Source organism: Rhodococcus sp. NPDC003383 (assembly GCF_053589115.1).
In genome coordinates this window covers 10,179-35,610 of record NZ_JBSFRG010000001.1, presented here as the reverse complement: position 1 = coordinate 35,610, position 25,432 = coordinate 10,179, and the positions used below count along the sequence as shown (strand labels likewise).

At 71.5% G+C, this 25,432-nt stretch carries 18 protein-coding genes; 13 read left to right on the top strand and 5 right to left on the bottom strand.

The window, feature by feature from the left end; translation table 11 throughout:
- The first annotated feature begins 70 nt into the window (after positions 1 to 70).
- The 3 genes from ACWDTS_RS00100 to ACWDTS_RS00090 are packed head-to-tail and all read left to right on the top strand — an operon-like array spanning position 71 to position 2,147.
- Positions 71 to 802: an ABC transporter ATP-binding protein gene (locus ACWDTS_RS00100; RefSeq protein ID WP_450110066.1), complete on the top strand. Its 732-nt coding sequence runs from the start codon at positions 71 to 73 to the stop codon at positions 800 to 802.
- On the top strand, positions 799 to 1,554 hold the full coding sequence (locus ACWDTS_RS00095) for an ABC transporter permease (protein ID WP_197256087.1): 756 nt from the start codon (positions 799 to 801) through the stop codon (positions 1,552 to 1,554). Before ACWDTS_RS00100 ends, ACWDTS_RS00095 begins: the two co-directional genes overlap by 4 nt.
- Positions 1,551 to 2,147 carry a TetR/AcrR family transcriptional regulator gene (locus ACWDTS_RS00090; protein WP_450110067.1) on the top strand — a complete coding sequence of 199 codons (597 nt, stop codon included), beginning with the start codon at positions 1,551 to 1,553 and terminating at the stop codon, positions 2,145 to 2,147. Before ACWDTS_RS00095 ends, ACWDTS_RS00090 begins: the two co-directional genes overlap by 4 nt.
- Before the next feature lie 53 nt (positions 2,148 to 2,200).
- Here ACWDTS_RS00090 and ACWDTS_RS00085 read toward each other — a convergent pair whose 3' ends face one another.
- Together ACWDTS_RS00085 and ACWDTS_RS00080 are read right to left on the bottom strand one after the other, a co-directional pair.
- Positions 2,201 to 2,971, bottom strand: a complete 771-nt coding sequence (locus ACWDTS_RS00085) for a deoxyribonuclease IV (RefSeq protein ID WP_450117278.1) — start codon at positions 2,969 to 2,971, stop codon at positions 2,201 to 2,203.
- Between the two features lie 27 nt (positions 2,972 to 2,998).
- Complete coding sequence (locus tag ACWDTS_RS00080; protein WP_197256093.1) at positions 2,999 to 3,580, bottom strand: T3SS (YopN, CesT) and YbjN peptide-binding chaperone 1; 582 nt, start codon at positions 3,578 to 3,580, stop codon at positions 2,999 to 3,001.
- Positions 3,581 to 3,767: 187 nt separating this feature from the next.
- On the opposite strand from ACWDTS_RS00080, the gene ACWDTS_RS00075 reads away from it, so the two are divergent.
- The 6 genes from ACWDTS_RS00075 (at position 3,768) to ACWDTS_RS00050 (ending at position 11,161) form a co-directional block, all read left to right on the top strand.
- Entirely contained in the window at positions 3,768 to 4,529 is a 762-nt protein-coding gene (locus tag ACWDTS_RS00075; protein WP_450117277.1) for an SDR family NAD(P)-dependent oxidoreductase, read from the top strand.
- 79 nt (positions 4,530 to 4,608) lie between these two features.
- The gene (locus ACWDTS_RS00070; RefSeq protein ID WP_450111491.1) at positions 4,609 to 5,382 is read left to right on the top strand and encodes an ABC transporter ATP-binding protein; all 774 of its coding nucleotides are present in this window, start codon (positions 4,609 to 4,611) and stop codon (positions 5,380 to 5,382) included.
- 14 nt (positions 5,383 to 5,396) lie between these two features.
- Positions 5,397 to 7,919, top strand: a complete 2,523-nt coding sequence (locus ACWDTS_RS00065; protein WP_450117276.1) for an ABC transporter permease — start codon at positions 5,397 to 5,399, stop codon at positions 7,917 to 7,919.
- Positions 7,920 to 8,042: 123 nt separating this feature from the next.
- Positions 8,043 to 9,623 carry an alpha/beta hydrolase gene (locus tag ACWDTS_RS00060; RefSeq protein WP_450117275.1) on the top strand — a complete coding sequence of 527 codons (1,581 nt, stop codon included), beginning with the start codon at positions 8,043 to 8,045 and terminating at the stop codon, positions 9,621 to 9,623.
- Complete coding sequence (locus ACWDTS_RS00055; RefSeq protein WP_197256104.1) at positions 9,620 to 10,102, top strand: LppA family lipoprotein; 483 nt, start codon at positions 9,620 to 9,622, stop codon at positions 10,100 to 10,102. The genes ACWDTS_RS00060 and ACWDTS_RS00055 overlap by 4 nt, the downstream gene beginning before the upstream one ends.
- A gap of 63 nt (positions 10,103 to 10,165) precedes the next feature.
- Positions 10,166 to 11,161 carry a hypothetical protein gene (locus ACWDTS_RS00050; protein ID WP_248674286.1) on the top strand — a complete coding sequence of 332 codons (996 nt, stop codon included), beginning with the start codon at positions 10,166 to 10,168 and terminating at the stop codon, positions 11,159 to 11,161.
- Positions 11,162 to 11,174: 13 nt separating this feature from the next.
- On the opposite strand, the gene ACWDTS_RS00045 is transcribed toward ACWDTS_RS00050, so the two are convergent.
- Both ACWDTS_RS00045 and ACWDTS_RS00040 read right to left on the bottom strand, forming a co-directional pair.
- The gene (locus ACWDTS_RS00045; RefSeq protein ID WP_450117274.1) at positions 11,175 to 12,131 is read right to left on the bottom strand and encodes a glycerate kinase; all 957 of its coding nucleotides are present in this window, start codon (positions 12,129 to 12,131) and stop codon (positions 11,175 to 11,177) included.
- A 13-nt stretch (positions 12,132 to 12,144) separates the two neighbouring features.
- Positions 12,145 to 13,053 (bottom strand): beta/alpha barrel domain-containing protein, encoded by a 909-nt coding sequence (locus tag ACWDTS_RS00040; RefSeq protein WP_197256123.1) that lies wholly within the window; start codon positions 13,051 to 13,053, stop codon positions 12,145 to 12,147.
- Between the two features lie 225 nt (positions 13,054 to 13,278).
- Between ACWDTS_RS00040 and ACWDTS_RS00035 the strand changes: the two genes are divergently transcribed.
- The gene (locus ACWDTS_RS00035) at positions 13,279 to 13,470 is read left to right on the top strand and encodes a hypothetical protein (RefSeq protein ID WP_374068785.1); all 192 of its coding nucleotides are present in this window, start codon (positions 13,279 to 13,281) and stop codon (positions 13,468 to 13,470) included.
- Between the two features lies 1 nt (position 13,471).
- Here the strand turns inward: ACWDTS_RS00035 and ACWDTS_RS00030 are convergent, their stop codons facing one another.
- On the bottom strand, positions 13,472 to 14,710 hold the full coding sequence (locus ACWDTS_RS00030; RefSeq protein ID WP_282581989.1) for a lipase family protein: 1,239 nt from the start codon (positions 14,708 to 14,710) through the stop codon (positions 13,472 to 13,474).
- 244 nt (positions 14,711 to 14,954) lie between these two features.
- On the opposite strand from ACWDTS_RS00030, the gene ACWDTS_RS00025 reads away from it, so the two are divergent.
- The 3 genes from ACWDTS_RS00025 to ACWDTS_RS00015 all read left to right on the top strand — a co-directional run bounded on the left by ACWDTS_RS00025 (position 14,955) and on the right by ACWDTS_RS00015 (position 25,340).
- Positions 14,955 to 17,090, top strand: coding sequence for a hypothetical protein (locus tag ACWDTS_RS00025; protein ID WP_248674285.1), 2,136 nt, complete (start codon positions 14,955 to 14,957; stop codon positions 17,088 to 17,090).
- A gap of 70 nt (positions 17,091 to 17,160) precedes the next feature.
- Complete coding sequence (locus tag ACWDTS_RS00020) at positions 17,161 to 18,075, top strand: hypothetical protein (protein WP_197256114.1); 915 nt, start codon at positions 17,161 to 17,163, stop codon at positions 18,073 to 18,075.
- 218 nt (positions 18,076 to 18,293) lie between these two features.
- On the top strand, positions 18,294 to 25,340 hold the full coding sequence (locus ACWDTS_RS00015; protein WP_450117273.1) for an amino acid adenylation domain-containing protein: 7,047 nt from the start codon (positions 18,294 to 18,296) through the stop codon (positions 25,338 to 25,340).
- Positions 25,341 to 25,432 lie beyond the last annotated feature (92 nt).

Below are 25,432 nucleotides of genomic sequence, written 5' to 3'. Positions count from 1 at the left end.
GACTGTGCGGGGTGAGCGGGCGGACAATTCAACAGACGATGATTTCATCGATCGATGAATTGAGAATCCCATGGATACCTCGAGTCCTGCCGTCGACATCCGCAATCTGAACGTCCGCCGCGGCCCGCACCGGGCACTCGAGGACGTGACCGTCACGATTCCCCGCGGCTCGGTCACCGGACTTCTCGGCCCCTCCGGGTGCGGCAAGACCACCCTGATGAGGTGCATCGTGGGCACCCAGATCATCGAGTCCGGCACGGTCACCGTGCTGGACCGGCCCGCGGGGGAGGCGAGCCTGCGCCGGCGTGTCGGATACGTGACCCAGGACCCCAGCGTCTACCCCGATCTGACCGTCGCCAAGAACGTCGCCTACTTCGCCGCCCTCTACGGACGGTCCGGCGCAGTGGTCGACGAGACGATCGCGGCCGTCGGGCTGAGCAGCCATTCCAAGCAGCTCGCCGGGAATCTGTCCGGCGGACAGCTCGGCAGAGTGTCGCTGGCGTGCGCGTTGGTCGGCGACCCGGAACTGCTCGTGCTCGACGAACCGACCGTCGGGCTCGATCCGGTGCTGCGCGTCGAGCTGTGGGACCACTTCCACATGCTCGCCGATCGCGGTGTGACCCTGCTGATTTCGAGTCACGTGATGGACGAGGCCGACCGCTGCGCGCAGTTGCTGCTGCTGCGCGAGGGGCGGTTGCTCGGCAAGCTCACTCCCGGTGATCTCCGGGAGCAGACCGGCGAATCGCGGCTCGAGGACGCCTTTCTGCGGCTGATCAGGACTCGGGAAGGAGCGCAGTCGTGAATGTCACCATCTACGCCGCCACGACGACGCGGATCCTGCGGCAGTTGCGGGCCGACCATCGCACCGTCGCGATGCTCGTGCTCGTTCCGAGCCTGCTGATGACGCTGCTGTACTTCATTTACCGGAACGTGCCCGCCCCGCCGGTGGGTCCCTCCCTGTTCGACCGGATCGCGATCACGATGCTCGGGATCCTGCCGTTCGTGGTGATGTTCCTCGTCACGTCCATCGCGATGCAACGCGAGCGCTCGTCGGGCACCCTCGAGCGGTTGCTCACCACGCCGCTCGCGAAATTCGACCTGCTCGCCGGGTACGGCAGCGCGTTCTCCCTCGCGGCCGCCGTGCAGGCCGGGCTCGCGTGCCTGATCACGTTCGGGTTTCTCGGCCTGACCGCGGCGGGCAGCGTCGCGTGGGTCATCTTCATCGCGGTGCTCGACGCCGTGCTCGGGGTCTCCCTGGGGTTGCTGTGCAGTGCGTTCGCCCGCACCGAATTCCAGGCCGTGCAGTTCATGCCGGTGCTCGTCATTCCCCAGTTGCTGCTGTGCGGGCTGCTGGTGCCGCGGGATCAACTGCCCGTGGTGCTGCAGTGGATCAGCAACGTGCTTCCGTTGAGCTACGCCGTCGAGGCCCTGCAGCAGGTCGCCGCTCATCCCGGGGTGACCGCGGTGATGGCGCGCGATCTGATCGTGGTCGCAGGATTCGTCTTTGTCGGATTGTGGCTGGCCGCGGCCACCCTGCGCCGCCGGACGCCGTGACCGCAACGCGGCCGGGCCGGCGTCCCGGCAACTCCGGCAGCCGGGACCGCATCCTCGAATCGGCGCGAGAGTTGTTTGCGGACAACGGTTTCGGAAAGACGACCATCCGGGCGATCGCGGCCCGCGCCGAAGTGGACGCCGCGCTGGTGCACCACTACTTCGGCAACAAACACGCGCTGTTCGTCGCGGCGATCGCGCTGCCCGTCGACCCCGACGACGTCCTCGCGCCCGTGCGCGCGGCGCCCGTCGACGAGATCGGCCCGCGGTTGGCGACGGCGCTGCTCGGCGTGTGGGACTCCCCGCACCGTGACGCGATCATCGCCGTCTTCCGCACCGTGATCGGTGGTGGTGGCGATGTGGGTCTGCTGCGAACCTTCCTGCTGGACATCGTCTTCGACGAGATCGTGCCCCGCGTGGACCACCCGGCGGGCACCGGTCCGCTGCGCGTCGAACTGGTCGCCTCGCAGATGGCCGGGCTCATGGTGATGCGGTACATCCTGCGGATCGAACCGCTCGCGTCACTGCCCGCCGACCGTGTCGTCGAGATCGTCGGGCCGACGCTGCAGCGCTATCTCACCGGTGACGTGGGCTGACGCCCCGGTGTGCCTTTGTGGCGCCCCCAACCGCCACAAAGGCGCACGGGGCGCTAGCCCAGTTTCTCCCTCAGAAAGGCGATGTCCTCGGCCATTCCGTCCTCGGGTGTTTCCAGGATGATGGGGGCGCCGGCCGCGGTGGCGACCTCGACGAGCAGCGCGGGGTCGATCTGCCCGTCCGCGAGGTTCGCGTGCCGGTCGCGGGCCGAATCGAATTCGTCGCGCGAATTGTTCAGGTGCACAAGATCGATACGTCCGGTGACGGCGCGCACCCGCTCGACGACGTCGACGAGATCCTCACCGGCCGCCCACGCGTGGCAGGTGTCGAGGCAGAACCCGGCGCCGTAGTCGCCGATGGCATCCCACAACCGGCCGATCGCGTCGACGTAGCGGGCCATCGCGAAGTCCCCGCCCGCGGTGTTCTCCACGAGGATCGGCACCCCGAAGCCGCCCTTGTCCTCCTGGCGTTCGAACAGTTTCCGCCAGTTCTCCACCCCGGCCGCGACGTTCTCGCCCTCGCGGACGTGCCCTCCGTGCACGACGAGGCCGAACGCGCCGATCGCGGCGGCGGCCGCGGCATGCTCGGCGACCGCCTTGCGCGACGGCATCCGCAGCCGGTTGTTCAGGCTCGCGACATTGATGACGTACGGCGAGTGCACGATCACGTCGATGTCGGACGCGAGGATCTGCTCGGCACGCGGATGCGGTCCAGGCGTGTCCCATTTCTGCGGGTCGGTGAGGAAGACCTGCACCAGGTCCGCGCCGAGACGTTCACCCTGACCGGTCGGATCGTCGTCCCGACGGACGTGTGCGCCTATCCGCATGGGCTCCAGCGTAACGCCGGAGCCTGCCTACGCTTCGGGTTCTCCGACCGGGATGGTCGCACCGAGTTCGTTGTCGTGGCCGCACGCGCATCCTTCGCCGCAGCCGCCGCCACCGCATCCACCGGCGTACGAGTCGTCGTCGGCGTCGCAGTCGAGGACGCCGCCGAACCGGGCCGCGAAGTCGTCGTCGACCTCATGGGTGAGCTCGTGGATCTCGCCGATGAGGTTCACCAGGTGCTGGGGCGCGAACGGGTCGGCGTCGAGGATTGTCGACACCAGCAGGTGGCCCTGCTGGAAGCTGAAGCGCAGACGCGGCCACTCCTCGGACAGCTCGGCGACCAGCGCGGCCGTGTTGCCCCCGCTGTCGATGTCGCTCAGCAGCGACGACCACACGTGCAGCTCCGGGGAGTCCTCGGCCACCGTGACGTACACGCCGAACCCGTGGACCGGGATCGCGATATCGCCGTCCTCGTCGGTCTCGGGCGCGCTGCCGAGCAGCTCCGCCAGGGCACGGATGCTCAGGTCGATCAGCTGCTGCCGTTCCTCGGTGGCCACGGCGATGTCGCCGTCGAGGCGGATCGGGCCGTCGTGCGTGTCGTGCTCGGTCATCGTTTCCTCCCGGTGGGGCGCCGACTCGGGTGGTACGGCCTCGGTGCACGAGCCTAAGCGATGGCCGCGGACGGGAGCTGTGCAGGTCCGGCCCGGTTACCGATCACCGGGACAACCCGGCCCGCAGGCGGCAGGATCTGTTTGCATACCCGACGGCACGCTGCGCGAGAGCACGGAAAGGTCGTCCATGGGCACACTCGAGGGCAAGGTCGCATTCATCACCGGAGCCGGGCAGGGCGTCGGACAGGGGGTGGCGTTCGCTCTGGCCCGCGAGGGTGCCTCGATCGCCGTGACCGGTCGCACCGAGTCCAAGCTCGTCGACACCGTCGAGCAGATCCGCGCGTTCGGCGGCGTCGCCGAGCCGATCGTGTGCGACATCGCCGACACCGCCCGGATCACCGCCGCGATCGAGAGGACCGTCGAGCTGTTCGGCGGAGTCGACGTCCTCGTCAACAACGCGAGCCTCAACCCCCTCGGCCCGCTGCTCGCCCTCACACCCGAGCTGATGGCGAAGGCCTACGGGTCCGGCCCGATCGCCGCGCTGCACGCGATGCAGACCGTCCACCCGATCATGAAGGAACGCGGCGGTGGCAACATCGTCAACATGGTCACCTCCGCCGCGGTGCGGTGGGACACCAGCGGCTACGGCGGCTACGCGTCCGTCAAGGAAGCCCTGCGGTCGCTGACCCGCACCGCCGCCTCCGAGTGGGGGCCGGACAACATCCGGGTCAACGCGATCGCCCCCCACGCCCTGTCGCCCGGATTGAAGTGGTGGACCGAGAACCGGCCGGAGGAAGCCGCCGAGTTCGTCGCGAGCATTCCGCTGCGCCGGATCGGCGACTGCGAGGACGACATCGGGCGCGCGGTCGCGTGGATCGTGAGCGACGATGCCCGCTACCTCACCGGCGCGACGATCCCGCTCGACGGTGGTCAGGCCCGCTGGGGCTGACCACCCGGGCACCCCCGGGGGCCAGGATCAGGGTGGTCCCCGATGGTGCCCGAACCGGGCACCCGGGAAGATGGAGCGCATGTCACTTCACAGCGCCGCAGCCGCTCGCGCCATCAACCTGAAGAAGATCTACGGAACCGGAGAGACCGCCGTCCACGCGCTCGCCGGTGTGACCGCCGATTTCGCGGCGGGGGAGTTCACCGCCATCATGGGCCCGTCCGGCTCGGGCAAGTCGACACTCATGCACTGCCTCGCCGGTCTCGACAGCGCCACCTCGGGGTCGGTGCTCATCGGCGACACCGACCTGACCTCGCTGTCCGACAAGCAGATGACCCAGCTGCGACGCGACCGCATCGGGTTCGTGTTCCAGGCGTTCAACCTGGTGCCGACCCTGACCGCACTCGAGAACATCACGCTGCCGCTCGACATCGCCGGCCGCAAGGTCGACCGCGACTGGCTCGACACCGTCGTGTCCCGGCTCGGACTCGGCGAGCGCCTGGATCACCGCCCGGGCGAGCTGTCCGGTGGTCAGCAGCAGCGCGTGGCCTGCGCCCGCGCCCTCGCCGGCCGGCCCGACATCATCTTCGGTGACGAGCCGACCGGCAACCTGGACTCGCGGTCGTCGAGCGAGGTCCTGTCGATCCTGCGCGCGTCCGTCGACGAGTTCGGCCAGACCGTCGTCATCGTCACCCACGACCCCACCGCGGCGAGCTACGCGGACCGCGTGGTGTTCCTCGCCGACGGCAGCATCGTCGACGAACTGCGCGATCCGACCGCCGACGCCGTGCTCGACCGCATGAAGCGCTTCGACACCACCACCACGGTGTCCGCGGCCGAATACGCGGCGGAATAGAGGACACGTCACACATGTCGAATCCCATCACCAAAGTTGCCTTGCGCAACATCGCCGCGCACAAGGTGCGGCTGCTGCTGACGGTGCTGTCCGTGGTGCTCGGCACCGCGTTCGTCACCGGGTCGTTCGTGTTCACAGACACCCTGCAGCGCACGTTCGACAGCATCTTCGCCGACGTCGCCAAGGGCGTCGACGTGCGTGTCGGCACCGAACAATCCGGCGCCAGCGGTGTCCCGGTCCAGGACATCGACGTGATCGCGGCCGTGCCGGGCGTCAAGGCCGTGGTGCCCGCGTACAGCGGCGGCGTCATCGTCCTCGACTCGGAGGGCGCCGCGATCCAGACCGGTGGAGCCCCCGCGGAGGGTTCCGCCTACCTGCCGCCGGACCGCGTGCTCGGTGACCCCGAGACGTTCGTCGCCGGCGGCCCGCCGGTCGCCGCCGGGCAGATCGCTCTGAACGCGAGCGCCGCCACCCGCGGCGATCTCGCGGTCGGGGACGCGACGAAGGTGCTCACCTCCTCCCGCGGCATCGTGCCCGTCACCGTGAGCGGTATCTACGACATCGAGACCGATACCGGCGGCTACGTCGGGGCGCTGTTCACCGAGCAGCAGGCCCGCGACCTGTTCACCGACGGACGGCACGTGCAGTACGTGGACGTCGCCTCCGACGGCAGCGTGTCGCCGGACGAGCTGCGCGACGAGGTCGCCGCGGCCCTGCCCGATCTGAAGGTGCAGACCGGCGCCGAGGTCACCGAGGACGTCAAGTCCGACGTCGAGCAGGCACTGAGCTTCCTCAACTACTTCCTGCTCGCGTTCGGGGCGATCGCCCTGCTGGTCGGCACGTTCATCATCTACAACACCTTCTCGATGATCGTCGCGCAGCGGCTGCGCGAACTGGCGCTTCTGCGCGCGATCGGCGCCAGCCGCCAGCAGGTCGGACGCTCGGTGACCCTCGAGGCCCTCGTGGTCGGTGTGGTCGGCAGTGCCCTGGGCATCGCCGGCGGTGTCGCCCTGGCCTACGGGCTGCGCGCCGCCCTCAACGCCGCGGACATCGGGCTGCCGTCCGGGCCGCTGCAGCTGGCGCCGCGCACGGTGATCATCGCGCTGCTGGTCGGTGTCGTCGTCACCGTGGTCAGCGCGTACGCCCCGGCCCGCCGGGCCACGAAGGTCCCGCCGGTCGCCGCGATGCGTGAGGAATCGACGGCCACCATCGAGTCGCTGCGGGTGCGCACGATCGTCGGCGCGGTCGCGGCCGTCGCCGGTGTCGTCGGCGTCGTGATCGGTGCGCAGGGGACCGGCGGCGGCGCCGCCGCGACCGTCGGCGTCGGCGCCCTCGGGCTGATCCTCGCGGTTCTGCTCGCCGCCCCGGCGTTGTCGAAGCCGATCGTCGGAGCGCTCGGCGCCGTGTTCGCCCGCCCGTTCGGTGCGATCGGCCGCCTGGCACGCACCAATGCCGCGCGGAACCCGCGGCGCACCGCGGCGACGGCGTTCGCGCTGACCCTCGGCCTGATGCTGGTGTCGGTCATCGCCGTGTTCGGTGCGTCCGCCAAGTCCAGCGTGAACACCCTCGTCGACACCGGCGTCAAGTCCGAGTTCATGCTCATGGGCCCCCAGATGATGGGCGTGCCGGCGGGCGCGGAGACCGCGGCCGCGGGTGTCCCCGGGATCACGGAAGCCGTCGGTGTGTACGGGGTGCAGGCGAAGGTCGGCGACGACGACGAGTTCGGCGCGGCCATGTCCGGACCGGTCGACACCGTGCTGTCCCTGGACATCACCGCCGGCACCGAACAGATCGCGGGCGACGAGATGCTGGTCTCGGCGGAAACCGCGGACAAGCACGGCCTGCAGGTGGGGTCGACGGTGCCGATGACCAACCGGGACGGTGACACCGTCGAGACGACGGTCGCCGGCATCTACGAGGACAACCAGGTCGTCGGGCTGTGGGTCCTGTCGCCGGAGATGCTCGACCGCTTCGTCCCGGCCGCCTCGCGTGCCCCCATGGTGGTGCTGCTCAACACCGCGGACGGCAGCGATCCGGAGACGATCCGTACCGGGCTCGAGGACGCGACCAAGCAGTTCGTCGTGGTGCAGGTCCTCGACCGTGAACAGTTCAAGGGTCAGCAGGCGGCGCAGATCGACACGCTGCTCGCCGTCCTCTACGGGCTGCTGGCCCTCGCCGTGGTCATCGCGATTCTCGGCATCGTCAACACCCTGGCGCTGTCGGTGGTGGAACGGCGACGGGAGATCGGGATGCTGCGCGCGGTCGGCATGCAGCGCGCCCAGGTGCGCCGCACCATCTACCTCGAGTCGTTGCTCATCGCCGTGTTCGGCGCCGTGATCGGTCTGGTGCTCGGCCTGGTGTTCGGGTGGGGCTTCGTTCGCACCCTGGCCGACCAGGGCCTCGGTGAGATCACCGTTCCGTGGATCCAGGTGCTGGCCATGCTGATCGGATCCGGTGTCGTCGGTGTCCTGGCCGCGCTGTGGCCGGGTGCCCGAGCCGCGAAGACGCCTCCGCTGGAGGCCATCGCCGACGTGTAATCGTCCGGCAAGGACGGTTTTCCACAACCGCACGATTCATCCACAGGCACCCGGCCCGCGACGCTCGTCGCGGGCCGGGTGTCGTTGCCCTCCTCTACTGTGCGCTTCGGGGGGTGAGAGCGGATGGACATCCGGCAACTGCAGCAATGGAATCCGGACGCGCTCGAGAAGTTCGGCGGCACACTCGGGGCGTTCGCCGGGCGGATCGAGAACGTCGGTGTCGACGTCGGCGCGGCCGGTGACTTCGGCGAGGTGTGGATCGGAGCAGCCTCCGACACCGCCGCCGGGAACATCGCGCGGACCGGTAAACGCATTGCCGACCACGCGGATTCGTATCGGAAGGTGGGACGGTGCGCCTCGGACTGCGCGCCGAGGCTCCGGCTGCTGCGCGGCAGGCTCGACGAAACCGCGAGCCGGGCAGCGGAGCTCGGGCTGGCGATCGGACCGGACGGCACCGTCATGCCCGCCGATTCCGCCGACGCCGACGACATCCGCGCGCAGATCGCCGCGATCCTCGAGTCCGCCGCGGCCCTCGACCGCGAGGCCGCGGCCGCGCTCGCCGAGGTCGCGGTCGATCTCGACGTCGGCGGGACACCGTTCGGCAGGATCCACACCCAGGGCCCGGCGATCGTCCCGGTTCCCGGGCCGGGCACCGATCCGCGCGAGGTGATGCGCTGGTGGGACATGCTCGGCGCGCAGGCCCGCGAGCATCTGCTCACCACCCGGCCGGGCGAGATCGGCGGGCTCGAGGGGATTCCTGCCGCCGACCGTGACCGCGCGAATCGCGCACTGCTCGAGACCGAGCGCGTCCGGCTCGAACGCGTCGCCGAGCGGCTGGCCACCGAACTCGACGGCAACATCTTCGGGGGCCTGTTCAGCAACGCCGACGCCGGCCTCGAACAGACCCGCAGGAAACTCGCCGCGCTCGACGCTGTCGCGGACGTGCTCGAGCGCGGCGACCGGCAGCTGCTGGCGCTCGACCTGTCCGGGCGCGAGGCGATGGCCGCGGTCGCGGTGGGGGATGTCGACACCGCCGACCACGTCGCGGTGTTCACCCCGGGCGCCGGCTCGACGGTGCAAGGCAATCTCGCCGGCTACGACGAACAGATCGCGGCGGTCCGGTCCCAGGCCGAACGCGGGCTGGAATCGTCCGGTCGCCCGGACCGTTCGGTCGCGGCGGTGACCTGGCTGAATTATCAAGCTCCGCAATGGGGTTGGGGTCTCGCAATAACGGAGCAGAGCCCGGTGTCCGATCTCGCGGCGACCCGCGCGGCACCCGGCCTGGCCCGGTTCCTGACGAGTCTCGATGCGCGCGAGGACAATCCGAACGTGACGGCGATCGGGCACTCCTACGGTGCGCTCGTCACCGGCATGGCACTGGCACAGGGCGCCCCCGCCGATGCCGCGGTGTTCCTCGGCGCGCCGGGTATCGGCACCGACGACATCCACGACCTGGGGCTGGCGCCGGGCTCGGCGTTCCTCGTCGAGGCCGACCGTGACCCGGTCGCCGATGTCGGTACGTTCGGCGGCGATCCCAGCTTCCTCGACGGCCTGACCCGGCTGTCGTCGGATCCGGGCGTCGGCGCGACCGGTGAGGCGTACCGCGGCTCGATCGGGCACAGCGCCTACCTGACCCCCGGGACGACGAGTTCCTACAACGTCGCACTGGTCGTCGCGGGCCTGGCCGGGCAGGCGGTGCGATGAGCGCCCGGCGGCTTCTCCCGGTGGCGCTGCTGCTCGCGGCGACCACCGGATGCGCGTCCGATCCGGAATTCCACGCCGTCCCGGAACCGGTCGCGACCACCATCGACGGGGCCGTCGACCACTACCTGCGGGTGCACCACGAGATCGCCGACGCGCTGTCGGCGGAATTTCCGGAATTGGTCTTCGGCACCGACCACTCGCGCCTGAACGCGGGGTGCGAGATGACGGACGGCAGCACCGGCTGGGTCGCGCACCTGCCGCTGCTCGTGTCCGACCACAGCGTGCCCCACGACGTGGACCGTGCCGTGGCGGTGTTCGACCGGGCCGCTGCCCGCGCCGGATTCCATCAGCGGGTGGCGGTGCCGCGGCTGGCCCGGCGATTCGACGAACGACGGGTCGCCTCCGACGGCTCGGCGGTCACGTTCGGTGCCGGGGTGTCGACGGTGCTCGGACTCGAGGTCGGCTGCTACCCGCGGTGAGGGCAGCCGTCGGTTACGCTCGGTTGTCCGTCCAGGTGAGTCCGTGCCGGCGAGGGGGATGTCATGCGTGCGGTGCTCGGTGTCGCGGTCGACGACGGGGAGATCAGCGCGGTACTCGTCGACGCCGATGTACCGGCGCTCGGCCCGTTCGATTCGCAGCGCTGGGCCGCGTCCGACGCCGACGACACGACCGCCGCGGCGGTCGGTGCCGTCGCCGCCATGACCGAACGTGCCGAACGCGCGGGGCTGGCCATCGGCCGCATCGGGTTGGTCGCCGATCCCGCCGTCGTCGACGCCGTCCGCGAGGCCGCGACCGTGGAAGTGACCCCGGCCGACGTGGACGCGACCCGGCTCGCGTACCTGGCCAACGCCCCCGAACTGGCCGAGACCCCGGTGCTGGCCGTGCACACCCGCAGCGGGGGAGCGGAGACCGTCTCGGTCGTGGACGTCCCCGCCGGCAGCGTGCTGGCGGCCGTGACCCCGGAGGGCGACGAACTCGTCGGCTACGCCGACCTGCTGCCGGACGCGATGGACGAGGCGGTCGCCCGCGCCGGCCGATCCCCGCAGGCCCTGGTGTTCCTGGATCTGCGTCCCGGCGACGCCGGTCCCGCCCGCGAACTGGCCACCGTGCTCGGGGTCCCGTTCGTGACCCCGCACGGGGTGCCGTGGCACCGCGCGACGGGTGCGGCATTGGTCGCGGCACGGCAGGACGCGCCGCCGCCGGTGCCCGGGGGAGGCAACAACCGAGGCCGGATCGCCGCCCTGGTGGGAGTGCTGGTCGTGCTGCTCGCGATCCTCGGAGCCGGGCTCGCGGTCGCGATCGGCGGTGCCGGCGAATCGAGGGAGAACGAACCCGCCGTCGTGTTCGACGAACGGCCGGTCCCGACGTCCGCGCCGCCCGCGTCGGCCGGCACCGCAACTCCGGAAGCGGCGCCGTGTGCATCGGAGGAACCCGACGCACCGCAGATCCGTCCCGCGTCCTGGCCCGCCCGCGCCTCGGATCCGGACACGGGCCCCGCGCCGACTCCCACCCCTGCACCGACAGCGCCCTGCCCGTAGGGGATTCGGAAGGTCAGCGGCCCAGCCGGGCTCCTGCCGCGCGCATCGCGTCCGCATCCGACGCGACGATCACATCGGCGAACCGGTCGCGGTAGTCGCCGAGGTCGTCACCGACCGACCCGACGACCGCGACCACCGGTACCGACCCGGTCCGGGCGAGGATCGCGGAGACGATCTTCCCGGCGCGGCTCTGCCCGTCGAGACGCCCCTCGCCGACGACCACGAGGTCGGCGGTCGCGAGATGCCGGTCGAATGCGAGGGCGTCGAGCACGAATTCGGCACCGGAGCGCAGTTCGGCGCAGTACCGGGCCCACATGCCGCCGGAGAAGCCGCCGGCCGCGCCGGTGCCGTCGACGCACCGCGGGTCGCGCGGCAGGGCCATCGCGGTCGCGTCGAGCCGCTGGGTGAGCAGATCCACCGTGGCGGGGTCGGCGCCCTTCTGCGGACCGAACACCCGTGCCGCGTCGACGTATCGGGTGGTGACGTCGGTCAGGACCGTGACCGCCGCGCCGTGCAGGCCGCCGGACGAGTCGATCGCGGCGATGGCGCCGAGGCCGCCGTCGGTGGTCGCCGAACCACCGGCCGCGACGACGATGCGCTCCGCGCCGCATCGCGCCGCCTCCGCCATCAGCAAGCCCGTACCGTAGGTGTCCGCGGTGACCGGATCGCGGAAACCGTTGTGCGGGGTCGTGATTCCGCTCGCGGTCGCGAGTTCGACGAGGGCGGTTCCGTCCGGTGCCAGTCCGAACGTCCCCGCGCACGACACCCGCCACGGGTTGACCGTCTCGACCTCGATGCGGTCGAGCAGCATCGGCCCGGTCAGGACTTCGAGGGTGCCCTCGCCGCCGTCGGCGACCGGGAGCCGGATCGTCTCGTGCCCCGACGTTTCGGCGCCGGCCGCGACGGAGTCCGCGACCTCGGCCGCACGGTAGGTGCCCTTGAAACTGTCCGGGGCGATCAGGATCCGCACGCTGGTGATCCTGTCACGAACGCAGCACCCATTCGAACGCTGCGGCTTCCGAACGGGCGCCCTGCGTCGCCCGTGCCCGGTTCGGTTCGTCCAGTTCGGCCACGAGGTCCTCGCCGAGCCGCACCAGATCGGCGAACACGTCCGGCGACAGCCACTGCGGGCGGGTTGCGAACAGCAGGTCCTCGGTGGCGGTGTTACCGCTCGCACCGGGCGCGAACGGGCAGCCGCCGAGCCCGGCGAGGGCCCCGTCGACGACGCTCGCACCGGCCGACACCGCGGCCAGGCTGTTCGCGACACCGAGTCCCCACGTGTCGTGGCCGTGGTAGACGATCCGGCGCGCGGGGGATTCGGTGCGGACCCGCGCGATCAGCTCGGCGACCTGGCCGGGCACGGCCTGCCCGAGGGTGTCGGCGAGGACGATGTCGGCGGCGCCGTCGGTCCGCGGATCGCACGCGATCTCCAGGACCCGGTCCGGGTCGACGGGGCCGTCGAACGGGCAGGTGAACGACGTGGCGAGGCACAGCTGGATGCTGCCGCCGGCGGCGTGGGCCAGTTCGACGGCGGCGGGCATCGCGGCGACGCTCGTCTCGGTGTCGCGGCCGATGTTCGCGTTGTTGTGGGCGTCGGACACCGAGAAGCAGTACTGGAAGTGGCGCGCGCCGGCCGCGATCGCCTTCTCCACGTGCCGCGGCGTGGCGACCCACACCCAGCAGCGATCGAGTTCCTCCTCGGTGAGCGCCGCGATCAACTCCAGGGTGTTGGCCATCGGGGGGACCAGGTCCGGGCGGGCGAGCGAACCGATCTCGAGCTCGGGGATGCCGGTGGCCAGCAGGGACCGGGCGAGGCGCACCTTGCGTTCGGTGGGCAGGAGCTTGCCGGTCAGCTGCAGTCCGTCGCGCAGTGTCACATCCCGCAGGGTCACATCCTGCAGTCGCACGTCCCCGAAGTTCACGCCGTACCTCCGCCTCGTCTCACGCCCGGATTCCGCCGGGGCATCCGGCTCCGAGCCTACGGACCGGGACGGCCCGTGGGGAGTCGCCGGAACGCGGATTCTCGGACACGCCGGACCCGGTGTCGCAGCGGTTGTGACGGGTGACACTATTGTCGTTTGTCGGATCGGGGCCTTGGAGGGTGCGTGGTCATGGGTGTGGTGATCGCAAAGGCGTTGCTGTGGTGTGCGCTGCTCGCCGGTGTCGGCGGGGCGGCGGTCGCGGTCAATGCCCTGCACGTCAACGGTGCGGTCGCGTCGTTGATCGTCGCGTTCGTCGCGGGCCTGGTGCTGCTGCGGCTGAGGCCCGCCGCGCAGGACGCCCAGGATTCGGACACCGCGGCATCTTGATTCACGGGCACCCCTGCGGTGCCGGCACACCGGCGAGCCGCTCGGAGATCCAGTCCAGCATCCCGGGTGCACCCGCGACCGCGGCCGTCAGGTGTTCACCCCACACCGGCACATAGGTCACGTTCGCGCCGCCGGCGCACCATTGCTGTTGCAGGGCAAGAACTCCCGATTCCGGGATGAACTCGTCACCGAGGAACACCTGCGACGACCCGTGGTACAGGTACATCGGGGCCTGCGGGATCTGCCCGCCGAGCCGGTTGTCGTCGAGCACCTGCCGCACCCGCGGATCGTCGAACGGGTCCGGGACGGTGGTGAACACCTCGACGGGAACCATGGCGACGCCGGTGGCAGCCAGCACGATCGTGCACTGGTCCTTCAGCGGGGTCCGGGCCAGGACCCCGGTCAACGGGTCGGCCAGGTCCAGCAGTTGCGGATACTCGCGGGCCAGACCCACCGTCGCCGCGAGGAACAGCCCGGCTCCGAGCTGCCCGTTCATCGTGGCCCGCAGCAGCGACAGGTCGGCGGGCAGCCCACCGGCCGCGGCGCCGGTGAACTGCACGTCGGGCGCGTACGTCGGTTGCAGTTGCGCGGCCCAGCCCGTCGCGATGGCGCCGCCGCTGTAGCCGGTCATCGCGAGCGGAGAATCCGCGAGGTCGGGTGCGACGGTGCGCAACCCCCGGATCGAATCCAGCACGGCGTGCCCGGCGAGCGGGCCGGCGGCATACGCCATGTTCGGTCCCTCGTGATCGGGGACGAGCACCGCCCAGCCGTGGGCGAGCAGGACCGGCAGCATCGGCGGGACGTCGATGTCGACGGCATCGTGCACCATCCGATACGACGGGGTACAGCGGGTGCCGAGCGAATCGATCGCCATGTTGTAGACGACGACCGGCCGCGTCCCGCCGGGCCACGGGGCGTCGGGCAGCACGAGCGTCGCCGTCACCGGGATCGGCCGTCCCGACGCGTCGGTCGAGCGCACCAGGAACTGCCGTGCGGTGTGAGGGACGAGCGCCGCCGGCAGCGCCCGCATCCGCACCGCACGTTCCCGCAGCACCGTGCCCGGCGGGTAGGCCTCGAGATCCGCGGGTCGCGCGAAGAACTCGTCGTCGGTGATCGGTGTCGGCAGCAGGTCGTCGAGCGTCACACGCGGCGGTGGCGGAAGGGGGAACCCGGACACCGGTGACGCGGTCGCCGGGCCGGCGGTCGACAGGAGCCACACCGTGACGAGGACTGTGGTCAAGAGCGAGCCGGCCGACAGTACCGGGGTCGCGCGATGTGGCCGTCGCATCCGGAACTCCTCGCTCGAGGTGAACCTCGGTGGAATGCCCCGACACCGTCAACGTTACCGCCGGGTGGGCGCCGATCCGGGCGAATCGCCGGGCCGTCCCGGGTCTCTCGGCCCCGTCACGAGCCCGGACGGTGGCGCACCGGTAGAGTCGACCGGGCGGTTTCCTCTCGTGGGTGACCGCGGCGGTGGGGGGTCCGTGGTTCGTGATATCCCGCCGAGCGTCGAAGAGGAGCAGCCGGTCGTGTCGCTGTGGTCCATTGCGTTGTCCGACAAGGAACTCGGGGAGCGCCGCTGGCTCGATCTGATGCCGTGGCTCGACCGGTACGGTTCCGGACGCGCCGCGGCCCTGTCCGAACTCGCTCCCGGCGACCGCTGGTGGGAGAAGCAGTCGCCGGCCGAGACGGCCGCCTCGGCCGACGTTCCCGCCGTCTGCGCGGCCCTCGCCCACATCTACGTCACCGAACATCCGGACATGCCGCTGTCCGCCGGGCTCGCCGACCGGATCGACGTGCCGGTCGCCGCGCTGGACCTGAGCACCGCCGCGGCCACGATCGTCGACCGCCTGCCGGGGGTCGCGACCACGGCCGCGCTGCTCGACCGCAGCCCGTCCGACCTGTTCGCGGTGCGCGGCGCCGGCCCCGCCACCGTGCACGAGATCGTGTGTGCGGCGATGGTCCTCGCGATCCTGCGCGATCCCGGCGTGTTGCGCGCACCGGAGGGTGCGGCCACCGGATCGAACGTGCCCGCACTCGACCTGCTCGTCTCCGATCTCGCGGAACTGGCCCGCTGGCGGACGCTGCGTGGCCAGGGCGACCGGCCGCTGCTGCGCGTCGAACTCGAGGACGGTGCCCCCGAGGAGATCCAGGAGGTCGCCGCGCGCATCACCGCCCTGATCGCGCGCGACCTGCCGCTGCCCGGACCGCACGATCCGATCGCCGAACTCGGCGGCTACGTCGCGGCCTTGCCCGCGCCGGAGCGGGAGAACCTGCGGCAACGGGTCCTCGACGATGTTCCCGCCGATCCGTCCGCCCCGTCGACGTTCCCGTTCGGCACGGCGGTCGGGGACCTGCTCGCCGCGCTGCGCGTGCACGTGCGACCCGTCGCCTCGCTCGACCGGATCCTGGCGCTGTCCCCGGACCTGTCCCGGCAGGTTCCCGGTCTCGACGTTCCGCTCGGCCGGGTGCTGAACCGTCTCGACGACCGCTTCGAAGTCGCGGACGGCTGGGTCGCGGTGCCGAACCTGCCCGAGGCGGAGCGGCAGACACGCGCCCTGCTCGCCGAGTTCGAATCCGAGAACGGGGTCGTCGAACTCGCCGCCGTCGGGGCACTGTGGAATCTGCCCGCCGGCGAACTGACCGCGTGGCTGCGGCACTGCGGGCTGCCGGTGATCGACGGCCGGATCCTCACTCGCCAGGACAGCCTCGCCGATCGCGCGGCGCAGGTGCTCGAGATCCTCGGCGATCCGATGCCCGCCGCCGCCCTCGTCACCCGCATGGACACCACCCACGACACCGCGACCGTCATCGGTGAGCTCGCAGACGACGAACGGTTCGCCGTCTCCGAATCCGGACTGTGGTCGCTCGCGCGGTGGGAGACCGACATCCCGGGTGCGGTCCGTGCGCGCATCGCCCGGATCGTCGACGGGGCCGGCGGGTCCGCCGACGCCGCCGCGCTGGCCGCCGCCCTGACCGAGCGGTTCCCGATCTCGGAGGCCGCCGCTCGGATCTTCGCGGACAGCGGCGACTTCGAGGTCGTCGGGGGCCGCGTCCGGCGACGGGTCCGCACCCACGTCGCGGTGCGGTCGCCGCAGCGCACCCGCCGGCTCTACCGGCTCGGCGACGTCTCCCGGCTGCGTATCACCGCCACCCGCGACCACCTGCGCGGCGCCGACTTCCCGGTTCCGTCCGCCGTGGCCGGGATCGTCGGATGCCCGCCCGGAGGGGGCCTGGTGCTCGGTTCCCGGCTGGGGACGCAGGTGATGCGGTGGTCCGGCGCGACCCCGCAGCTCGGCACGATCCGGCGATTCCTCGAGGATCTCGGAGTCGAGGAGGACAACGAGGTGTTCCTCGAGTTCCACCCCGACGGGCATTTCGACGTGGTGCCGTTGCGCACGGTCGCCGACAACGCCGAACCGCTGCGCAAGGCGCTGGCGCTGGTCGGGCATTCGACGCCGGAGATCGTGCCGGAGGAGGGCATGGCCGCCGCGCTCGCCGCCGCGATCGGACTCGAGGACGAAACCCGCCCGCGCCGCGTCCTGAGCGCGTACCGGGCCCGCCGCGAGATCGACCTCGTGGCGCTCCTCGAGGACGCGTGGGTGCGGGTCCGGAACTGACGGCTCGGTGGTGCCGGTGACCGCCGGGTCCCGCGTGCGTCCGGAAACCGGACGTAGCACCATGGACACCATGACCGACGAACCGAACCCCGCGGCTCCCGACGTCCCGCCCGCCGGTGCAGGGTCCCTCGACGCGATCGTCCGTGCGCTGCGCGCCGCCGTCTCGTCGGTGGAGGCCGCGGTGGCCCGGGTGACCGCCGGGCCGGCCGGGACCGGGTCGAGCACCGTCGAGCAGCTCCTCGAACTGGCCGACGCCCCCGCCCTCGGTGACGTCGTCGCCCACCACAATGAGCTGACCCGTGCCGTGGCGATCGTCGACCAGACCGGTGCGCTCCCGGCACGGGAATGGGACGCGGTGGCCGGCTTCGGTGCGCCGCTCGCCACGGCCGTCTCGCGTTTGCGTGACCACGCGACCGCGGTTCTCGACGCGGCCGACGCCGCCGAAGCCGGCGCGCTCGACCCGGCGCAGCGGCTCGGGGAGACCCTGCAGCTGCTCGTTCTCGTCGAGGACTCGCTGAACCTCTGGCACCGACTGCGCCTCGAGCACCTGCGCACCACCGAGCCCGCCGCTCTGCCCGAGGCGATCGGGCAGGCCCGCGGTCTGCTCGCCGAGCACCTCGACCGCGACGGCGAACTGTTGCGCCGAGCCCGCCGCGCGTTGGCGCGGTTCGCCCAGGGCACCACGCTCGAGCTGGTGAAGCGGCTGTCGTCGACCCGCACCGTGAAGAACCTGGTGGATCTGCGCGAGGACCTCGACGACTTCCGCGCGGCGTGCCGAGCCGATGCCGCCGGGTGGCTCGACGACGAGGATCCCGCCGTCGCCGAGGCGCTCGACGAGATCTCCCGCCCCGTCCGCATCGTCGGCGGTGCGCTCGGCGAGGCGATCGGTGGCAGCGCCAAGGCGATCGGCGACCGGGCGGCCGGGGTGGGTGCGTCCGGTGTCGAACGGATCGAACGGATCGGCCGAGGCATCGCCAGGCGCTGACGCGGCAGCGTCCATTCGGCGCTGACGCGCCGGTGTGCAGATGTGGCGGCCCCGGCCGCCACCAAGACACACGAGGTGGTACACCCTCACCCCTTGGGTGTGTTAACGACGCGGCCCCGCCGCGGCACGGTGGAGAAGCCGGATTCGCACCGGCGAACCGAAGAATCCACCGCCCGCCGCGCACCCCGCGGCGCCAGCACTCCAGGGGTTGTGAATCGATGGACCGCGCCGCGTCGACCACCGTCCACGAGCCGTTCCCACTCTCGGCCGCCCAGCACGGACTGTGGTTCGCGCAGCACCTCGCACCCGATGTGCCGATCTGCATCGCCCAGTATCTCGACATCCGGGGTCCGCTCGACGTCGAGCTGTTCCGCGAGGTCGCGATGCGCGCCGCACACGAGTTCCAGTCGGTGTTCCTGCGCATCGTCGAGGTCGACGGCGTGCCACACCAGGTTATCGACCCGCCGGCCGACGCGGAGATGGGCTTCCACGACTTCCGCGCCGAACCCGACCCGCTGACCGCCGCGCAGTCCTGGATGCACGCGAACTACACGGCCCCGGTGAACTTCGAGCGCGACCACCTGTGCGAGTCGACGTTGCTGCGGGTCGGTGACGAGCACTACCTGTGGTACAGCCGCATCCACCACATCGCCCTCGACGGGCACGGTGCCGCGACGATGGTCGGCCGAGTTGCCTCCCTCTACACCGCCGCGGTGGAACACACTGTGCCGGAACCGAACCGGGCCGCGGACCTGCGCACCCTCGAACGGCTCGAGCGCGAGTACCGCGAGTCCCACCGGTTCGCCGCCGACCGCGACTACTGGGCGCAGCGCCTGGACACCCGCAGCGGCGCTGCCACTCTCGCCGACCGGGACGCCCCGCCGGTCGCGACGAGCCGCACCCTCCGCACCGCCCTGTCCGATCGGGCCGCCGCGCTGCTCTCGGGCAACGACGGCACCGCCGCCGCCACATTGGTCGCGGCATTCGCCCACTACCTGTCCCGACGCACCGGCCGCCGCGAGGTCACCGTCGACATCCCGGTCTCGGCGCGACCCACCGCGATCCTGCGCCGCTCGGGCGGCATGCTCGCCAACGTCGCCCCGATCCGGGTGCAGACGCGGCCGGGCGACACTGTCGGCGGCCTCGTGGACCGCGTCCAGGGGGAACTGCTCGGCGCACTGCGGCACCAGCGCGGCAATGTCGAGGACATCCTGCGCGACCTCGGCGCGGACGCCGCCGCCCGCGCCGTGACCGGTCCGATGGTCAACGTGATGCTGTTCGACCGGCACCTGCAGTTCGGTTCGCTCTCCACCGACTTCCACATCCTCACGACCGGTCCCGTGCCCGATCTCGTCGTGAACGTATACCGCAGCGGCGCAACGGTATTCGTCGAGTTCGCCGCCAATCCGAATCGCTACGGCGACGACGAGCTGCGCGTGCACCACGACGCCGTCGTCGCGCTCGTCGAGCGGATGCTCGCGGCCGGCCCGGAATCCCGCCTGGCCGACCTCGAGGCCCCGCACCGCACCGTCGTCGGCGGTACCGCCCCGATGCCCGGCATCACGCTGCCGCAGCTGCTGGCCGAGGCGGTCGCCGCGAACCCCGACGGCATCGCGCTCGCGGCGCCCGGCCGGCGCGTCACCTACGCCGAACTCGACGCCGCGTCGAACCGGCTCGCTCGCGCCCTGCGGGCCGCCGGTGTGCGCCGTGAGTCGATCGTCGCGGTTGCACTCACCCGATCCGTCGAGTCGGTGACCGCGGTGTGGGCCGTCGCGAAGGCCGGCGCCGCGTTCGTGCCGGTGGACCCGAACCACCCGGCCGGACGCATCGAGCACATGATCACCGACTCCGAAGTAACTGTCGGCGTGACCCTTTCGTCGACGGTGCACCGGCTGCCCGGCTCGGTGTGCTGGCTCCTGCTCGACGAACCCGCCGGCGACGTGTCCGACGCGCCGATCACCGACGGCGACCCGGTCAACCCCGGCCAGGCCGCGTACGTGATCTACACGTCGGGTTCGACCGGCCTGCCGAAGGGCGTCGTCGTCACCCACCACGGGCTGGCGAACCTCGTGACCGAACAACGCACCCGCCTCGCCGGCGACCGCAATGCGAAGGTGCTCCACTGCGCCTCACCGAGTTTCGATGCGTCGGTGTTCGAGATGCTGTGGGCGGTGGGATCGGCCGCGACCCTGGTCATCGTGCCCCCGACCGTCTACGGCGGCGACGAATTCACCGAGCTCCTGCGCCGCGAGGCCGTCACCCATATGGTGCTCACCCCGAGCGTGCTGGCCTCGCTCGACCCGTCCGGTCTCGACGCGCTGCGCGTCCTGCTCGTCGCGGGGGAGGCGTGCGCATCGGAACTGGTGGATCGCTGGGCTCCCGGCCGCACCATGCTCGACGGATACGGGCCCACCGAAGCGACCGTGATGTCCAATCTCAGCGACGCGCTCGTCCCGGGAGAACCCGTGACCATCGGGGGACCGGGACGCGGATTCACCGAGGTCGTCCTCGACGCCGCGCTGCGCCCGGTCCCGGCCGGTGTCGCCGGCGAGCTCTACCTCGGCGGACCTGCGCTGGCGCGCGGCTACCGGGGGCGGCCGGCGCTGACCGCGTCGCGGTTCGTCGCCGACCCCTTCGGTGAGCCGGGTGCGCGCCTGTACCGCACCGGTGACGTCGTGCGCTGGCGGACCACCGCCGACGGAAGCTCCACTCTCGACTACCTCGGCCGGTCCGACTTCCAGGTCAAGATCCGCGGCATCCGCGTCGAACTCGGGGAGATCGACGCGGCCCTCACCGCCCATCCGGACGTGGACTTCGCCATCACGGTCGGACGCCCCGGGCCGGGCGGCGACACCGTGCTGGTGTCCTACGTGCTGCCCGCGGACGGATCCGACACCGCGGTCCCCGAGGCCGCCGCGCTGATCGCGCATCTCCGGGACTTCGTGCCCTCGCACATGATTCCGGCGGCGATCGTCGTGCTCGGCGAACTGCCGCTCACCCCGGTCGGCAAGCTCGACCGCGCCGCGCTGCCCGCCCCGGACTTCGCCCGGGCCGAATACCGGGCGCCCGTCACCGGCACCGAACGTGCCGCCGCCGCGGCCTTCGCGGAGGTCCTCGGCCTGGACCGCGTCGGCCTGGACGACCACTTCTTCGACCTCGGCGGCAACTCGCTCAGCGCGACCCGCGTGGTCGCCCGCGTGAACACCGCCGTCGGCACGGAAATGGGTGTGCGGGAACTGTTCGAGGCACCCACCGTCGCGGCGTTCGCCGCGCGCGCCGATGCGGCCGGCCGTCGCGCGGGGGACCGGCCCGCCCTGGTGGCAGGTCCCCGGCCGGAGCGGGTGCCGCTGTCGCTCGCGCAGCAGCGGATGTGGGTGGTCAACCAGGTCGATCCGACCTCCCCCGCCTACAACGTCCCGATCGCGCTGCGCCTGACCGGCGACCTGGACCTCGACGCGCTGCGCGCCGCGCTCGCCGATGTGCTGGAGCGGCACGAGGCTCTCCGCACCGTTCACCCGTCGTCCGAGCAGGGTCCGCATCAGGTCGTGCTGCCCGCCGGCAGCGTCACCGCCGACCTCACGCCGATGCCGGTGACGGGCGAATCCGAGCTGCGGGAACGGTTGCGCGCCGTCGCGTCCATCGGCTTCGACGTGAGCGTCGACGTCCCGATCCGCACCGCCCTGTTCCGGCTGGGCTCCCAGGAGCACGTCGTCGCGATCGTGCTGCACCACATCGCGGCCGACGGCTTCTCGATGGCGCCGCTCGCACGGGATGTGATGCTCGCCTACACGACCCGCGCGCAGGGGCAGGCGCCGCTGTGGGTGCCGCTGCCCGCGCACTACGTCGACTACACCCTGTGGCAGCGGGAGGTCGTCGGCGACGACACCGACCCGGACTCGCTCGCGACCGCGCAGATCGACTTCTGGCGCCACACCCTCGACGGACTGCCGGAACTGCTCGAACTGCCGACCGATCGGGAGCGGACGATGCATCGCTCCGCGCACGGGGCCGCCGTGCCGTTCGGGTTCGGCCCGGACCTGCACCGCGCGGTCACCGAGCTGGCCCGCGAGCACGACGCCACCGTGTTCATGGTCGTGCACGCCGCGCTGGCAGTCCTCCTCGGGAAGCTCGCGGGCACAGCGGATCTCGCGATCGGAACGCCGGTGGCGGGCCGGGGCGACGCGGCGCTCGACGACATGGTCGGCATGTTCGTCAACACGGTGACCCTCCGCACCCGCATCGCACCGCAGTCCACCTTCGGCGAGTTGGTGGCCCAGGTGCGCGACGGTGACCTCGCCGCCTTCGGGAACGCCGACGTCCCGTTCGACCACGTCGTCCGGGCGCTCGACCCGGTGCGATCCTCCGCGCACTCGCCGCTGTTCCAGGTGCTCCTCGAGTTCCGCAACCTCGACGCGACCCGCCTCGACCTGCCGGGGCTGACCGTCGAGACCGTCGACATCGACCTCGAGGTCGCCAAGTGCGATCTGTACCTGAGCATCGACGAGACCCGGGACCGTTCCGGCGCTCCCGCCGGAATGAAAGCCGAATTCGGTTACACCACAGACATCTTCGACCGCAGCACCGTCGACGGTTTCGCGCGTCGGTTCGTGGGGTTGCTCGAGGCCGTCGTTGCCGAGCCGACGCGTCCGCTCGGCGCCTTCGACCTGCTCGACGACGCCGAACGCGCCGAACTGGTCCCGGTGTCGGGCGGTGCGTCGGTCCCCGCCGTCACCCTGCCCGAGTTGTTCGCGGCCGCGGCGGCTGCCGACCCCGACGCGGTCGCGGTGGTCGCGGGGGAGCGCCGGCTGACCTACCGTGAGCTGGACGAGCAGTCGAATTGGCTGGCGCGGGTACTGATCCGCGCCGGTGTCGGTCCGGAGTCTGCGGTGGCGATCGCGATTCCGCGGTCGCTCGAATCCGCGCTCGCGGTGTGGGCGGTCGTGAAGACCGGGGCCGCGTTCCTTCCCGTCGACCCGAACTATCCCGCGGCGCGAATTGCGCACATGATCGCGGATTCGGCTGTGACGGTGGGGGTCACGATTTCGGATGCGCGTGATGCATTGCCGGCATCGGTGACGTGGCTGAACCTGGATCAGCCGTGCGAGCAGGCGTCGATCGATCGGGTGACCGATGCGGATCGGGTCGCGCCGCTGCTGGTCGAGCATCCCGCATACTTCATCTACACGTCCGGATCGACGGGAGTGCCGAAGGGCGTCGAGGTCACCCACGCGGGCCTGGCGAACCTGGTGGCCGAACAGCGCACCCGGTTCGGACTCGGCCCGCACGCGCGGGTGCTGCACGCGGCCTCGCCGAGTTTCGACGCGGCCGTCCTGGAGATGCTGTGGGCCTTCGGGGCCGGTGGTCGTCTGGTGATCTCTCCGCCCGGGGTGTTCGGCGGGCGCGAGCTCGCCGATCTGCTGGCGCGCGAGCAGGTCACGCACGTGGCACTGACCCCCGCTGCGCTGGGCACGGTGGATCCGGACGGACTCGACCATCTGAGCACGGTCATCGTCGGTGGCGAGGCCTGCCCTCCGGAACTCGTCGCGCGGTGGGCCCCTGGCCGGACCATGGTGAACACCTACGGTCCCGCGGAAACGACTATTCAGTCCAATGCAGGTCGCGCTCTCGTTGCAGGAGAACCGGTTACGATCGGCGGCCCGATCCGCGGCTTCGCCGAACTGGTGCTCGACGAGCGGCTGCGGCCGGTCCCGGTCGGGGTGGTGGGGGAACTGTACCTGTCGGGTCCCGGCTCGGCCCGTGGCTACCGTAACCGTCCCGGATTGTCGGCGGCTCGGTTCGTCGCCGCCGCGGACGGGCTGCGGATGTACCGCACGGGTGATCTGGTGCGCTGGCGCCGCCGCGAGGACGGGACGCTCGAACTCGACTACGTCGGCCGCTCCGATCAGCAGGTGAAGGTCCGCGGATTCCGCATCGAACTCGGCGAGATCGAATCGGCGCTGCTCGGCTATCCCGGTGTCGCGCACGCCGTCGCCCACACCGACGGGGACCGGCTCGCCGGCTACGTCGTCGCGGCCCCGGGCTCCGAGGTCGACGTCGATGCCGTGCTCGGCCACGCCCGCGCCCGGCTCGCCCCGCACATGGTTCCCGCGACCGTCACCGTCCTGGCTCGGGTCCCGGTCACCGCGAACGGCAAGCTCGACCGGGCCGCCCTGCCGCGGCCGGAGCACACCCGCGTCGCCTACCGGGCGCCGCGCGACGCCGCCGAGACCGTCGTCGCCGACGCGTTCGCCGAGGATCTCGGGATCGATCGGGTCGGGCTGGACGACAACTACTTCGCTCTCGGCGGCACGTCCCTGAGTGCGACCGTGCTGATGGCCAAGATCTCGGACGGGATCGGCCGGCAGGTGCCGGTGCAGTGGATCTTCACCGACCCCACCCCGGAATCCCTGGCCCACCGGATCGCCACCGCGCCGGACCACGAAGCCGACGACGCGCTCGCGCCGCTGCTTCCGCTGCGCCCGGACGGCACCGGCACGCCGGTGTTCTGCATCCACCCGGCGATCGGCCTGGCCTGGTGCTTCACCGGTCTGGTGCCCTACCTGGGCGATCGCCCGGTGTACGGCCTGCAGTCCCCGGCGCTCACCGACCTCGAGGCGCGTTTCACCGACCTCGGCGACCTCGCCGACCGCTACATCGAGCAGATCCGGTCCGTGCAGCCGGACGGCCCGTACCACCTGGTGGGGTATTCGGTGGGCGGCCAGATCGCCCACGAGATGGCGGTGCGGCTCGGCTCCGAGGTCGCGACCCTCACGATGCTCGACTCGCATCTGCTGGGCGACGACGACATCCGCCGCGAACCACCGACCCTGGCCGAACTGCTCGCCGAGTTCGGTGACCTGCCGGCCGGCGACACGTTGACCGCGGAACAGGCCGCGGACGTGCTGCGCCGCACCGGCGGCCTGTTCGACGCGGTGACGCCGGAACGCGTCGAGATGCTGCACCGGGTGTTCACCGCGACGGTGGAACTCGCTGTCACACATAGTCCGTCGGCGTCGCCCGATCTCGATGTGCTGTACTTCGCGGCCGCGGAATCGGCCGGCGACCCCACCGCCGCAGAGGCCTGGCAGGCGCACGTCGCCGGCCGGATCGACGAGCACGCGGTGCGAGCCACCCACCAGGAGCTGACGAGTCCGCAGGCCCTCGCCGAGATCGGTCCCGAGCTCGCCCGGCACCTGCTTCGTGCGGACGCGGCCCGGACCGGCTCGGCAGGTACGCGGCAGGGCGCGGCGGGCCACAGGGTGTGAACAGAAACCCCCTTGGGTACTGGTGACGTCGGCCGGAACGCGGGATTCTAGAGATGTCACGACAGCGACAGTCCAGCACATTGCGCGCTACC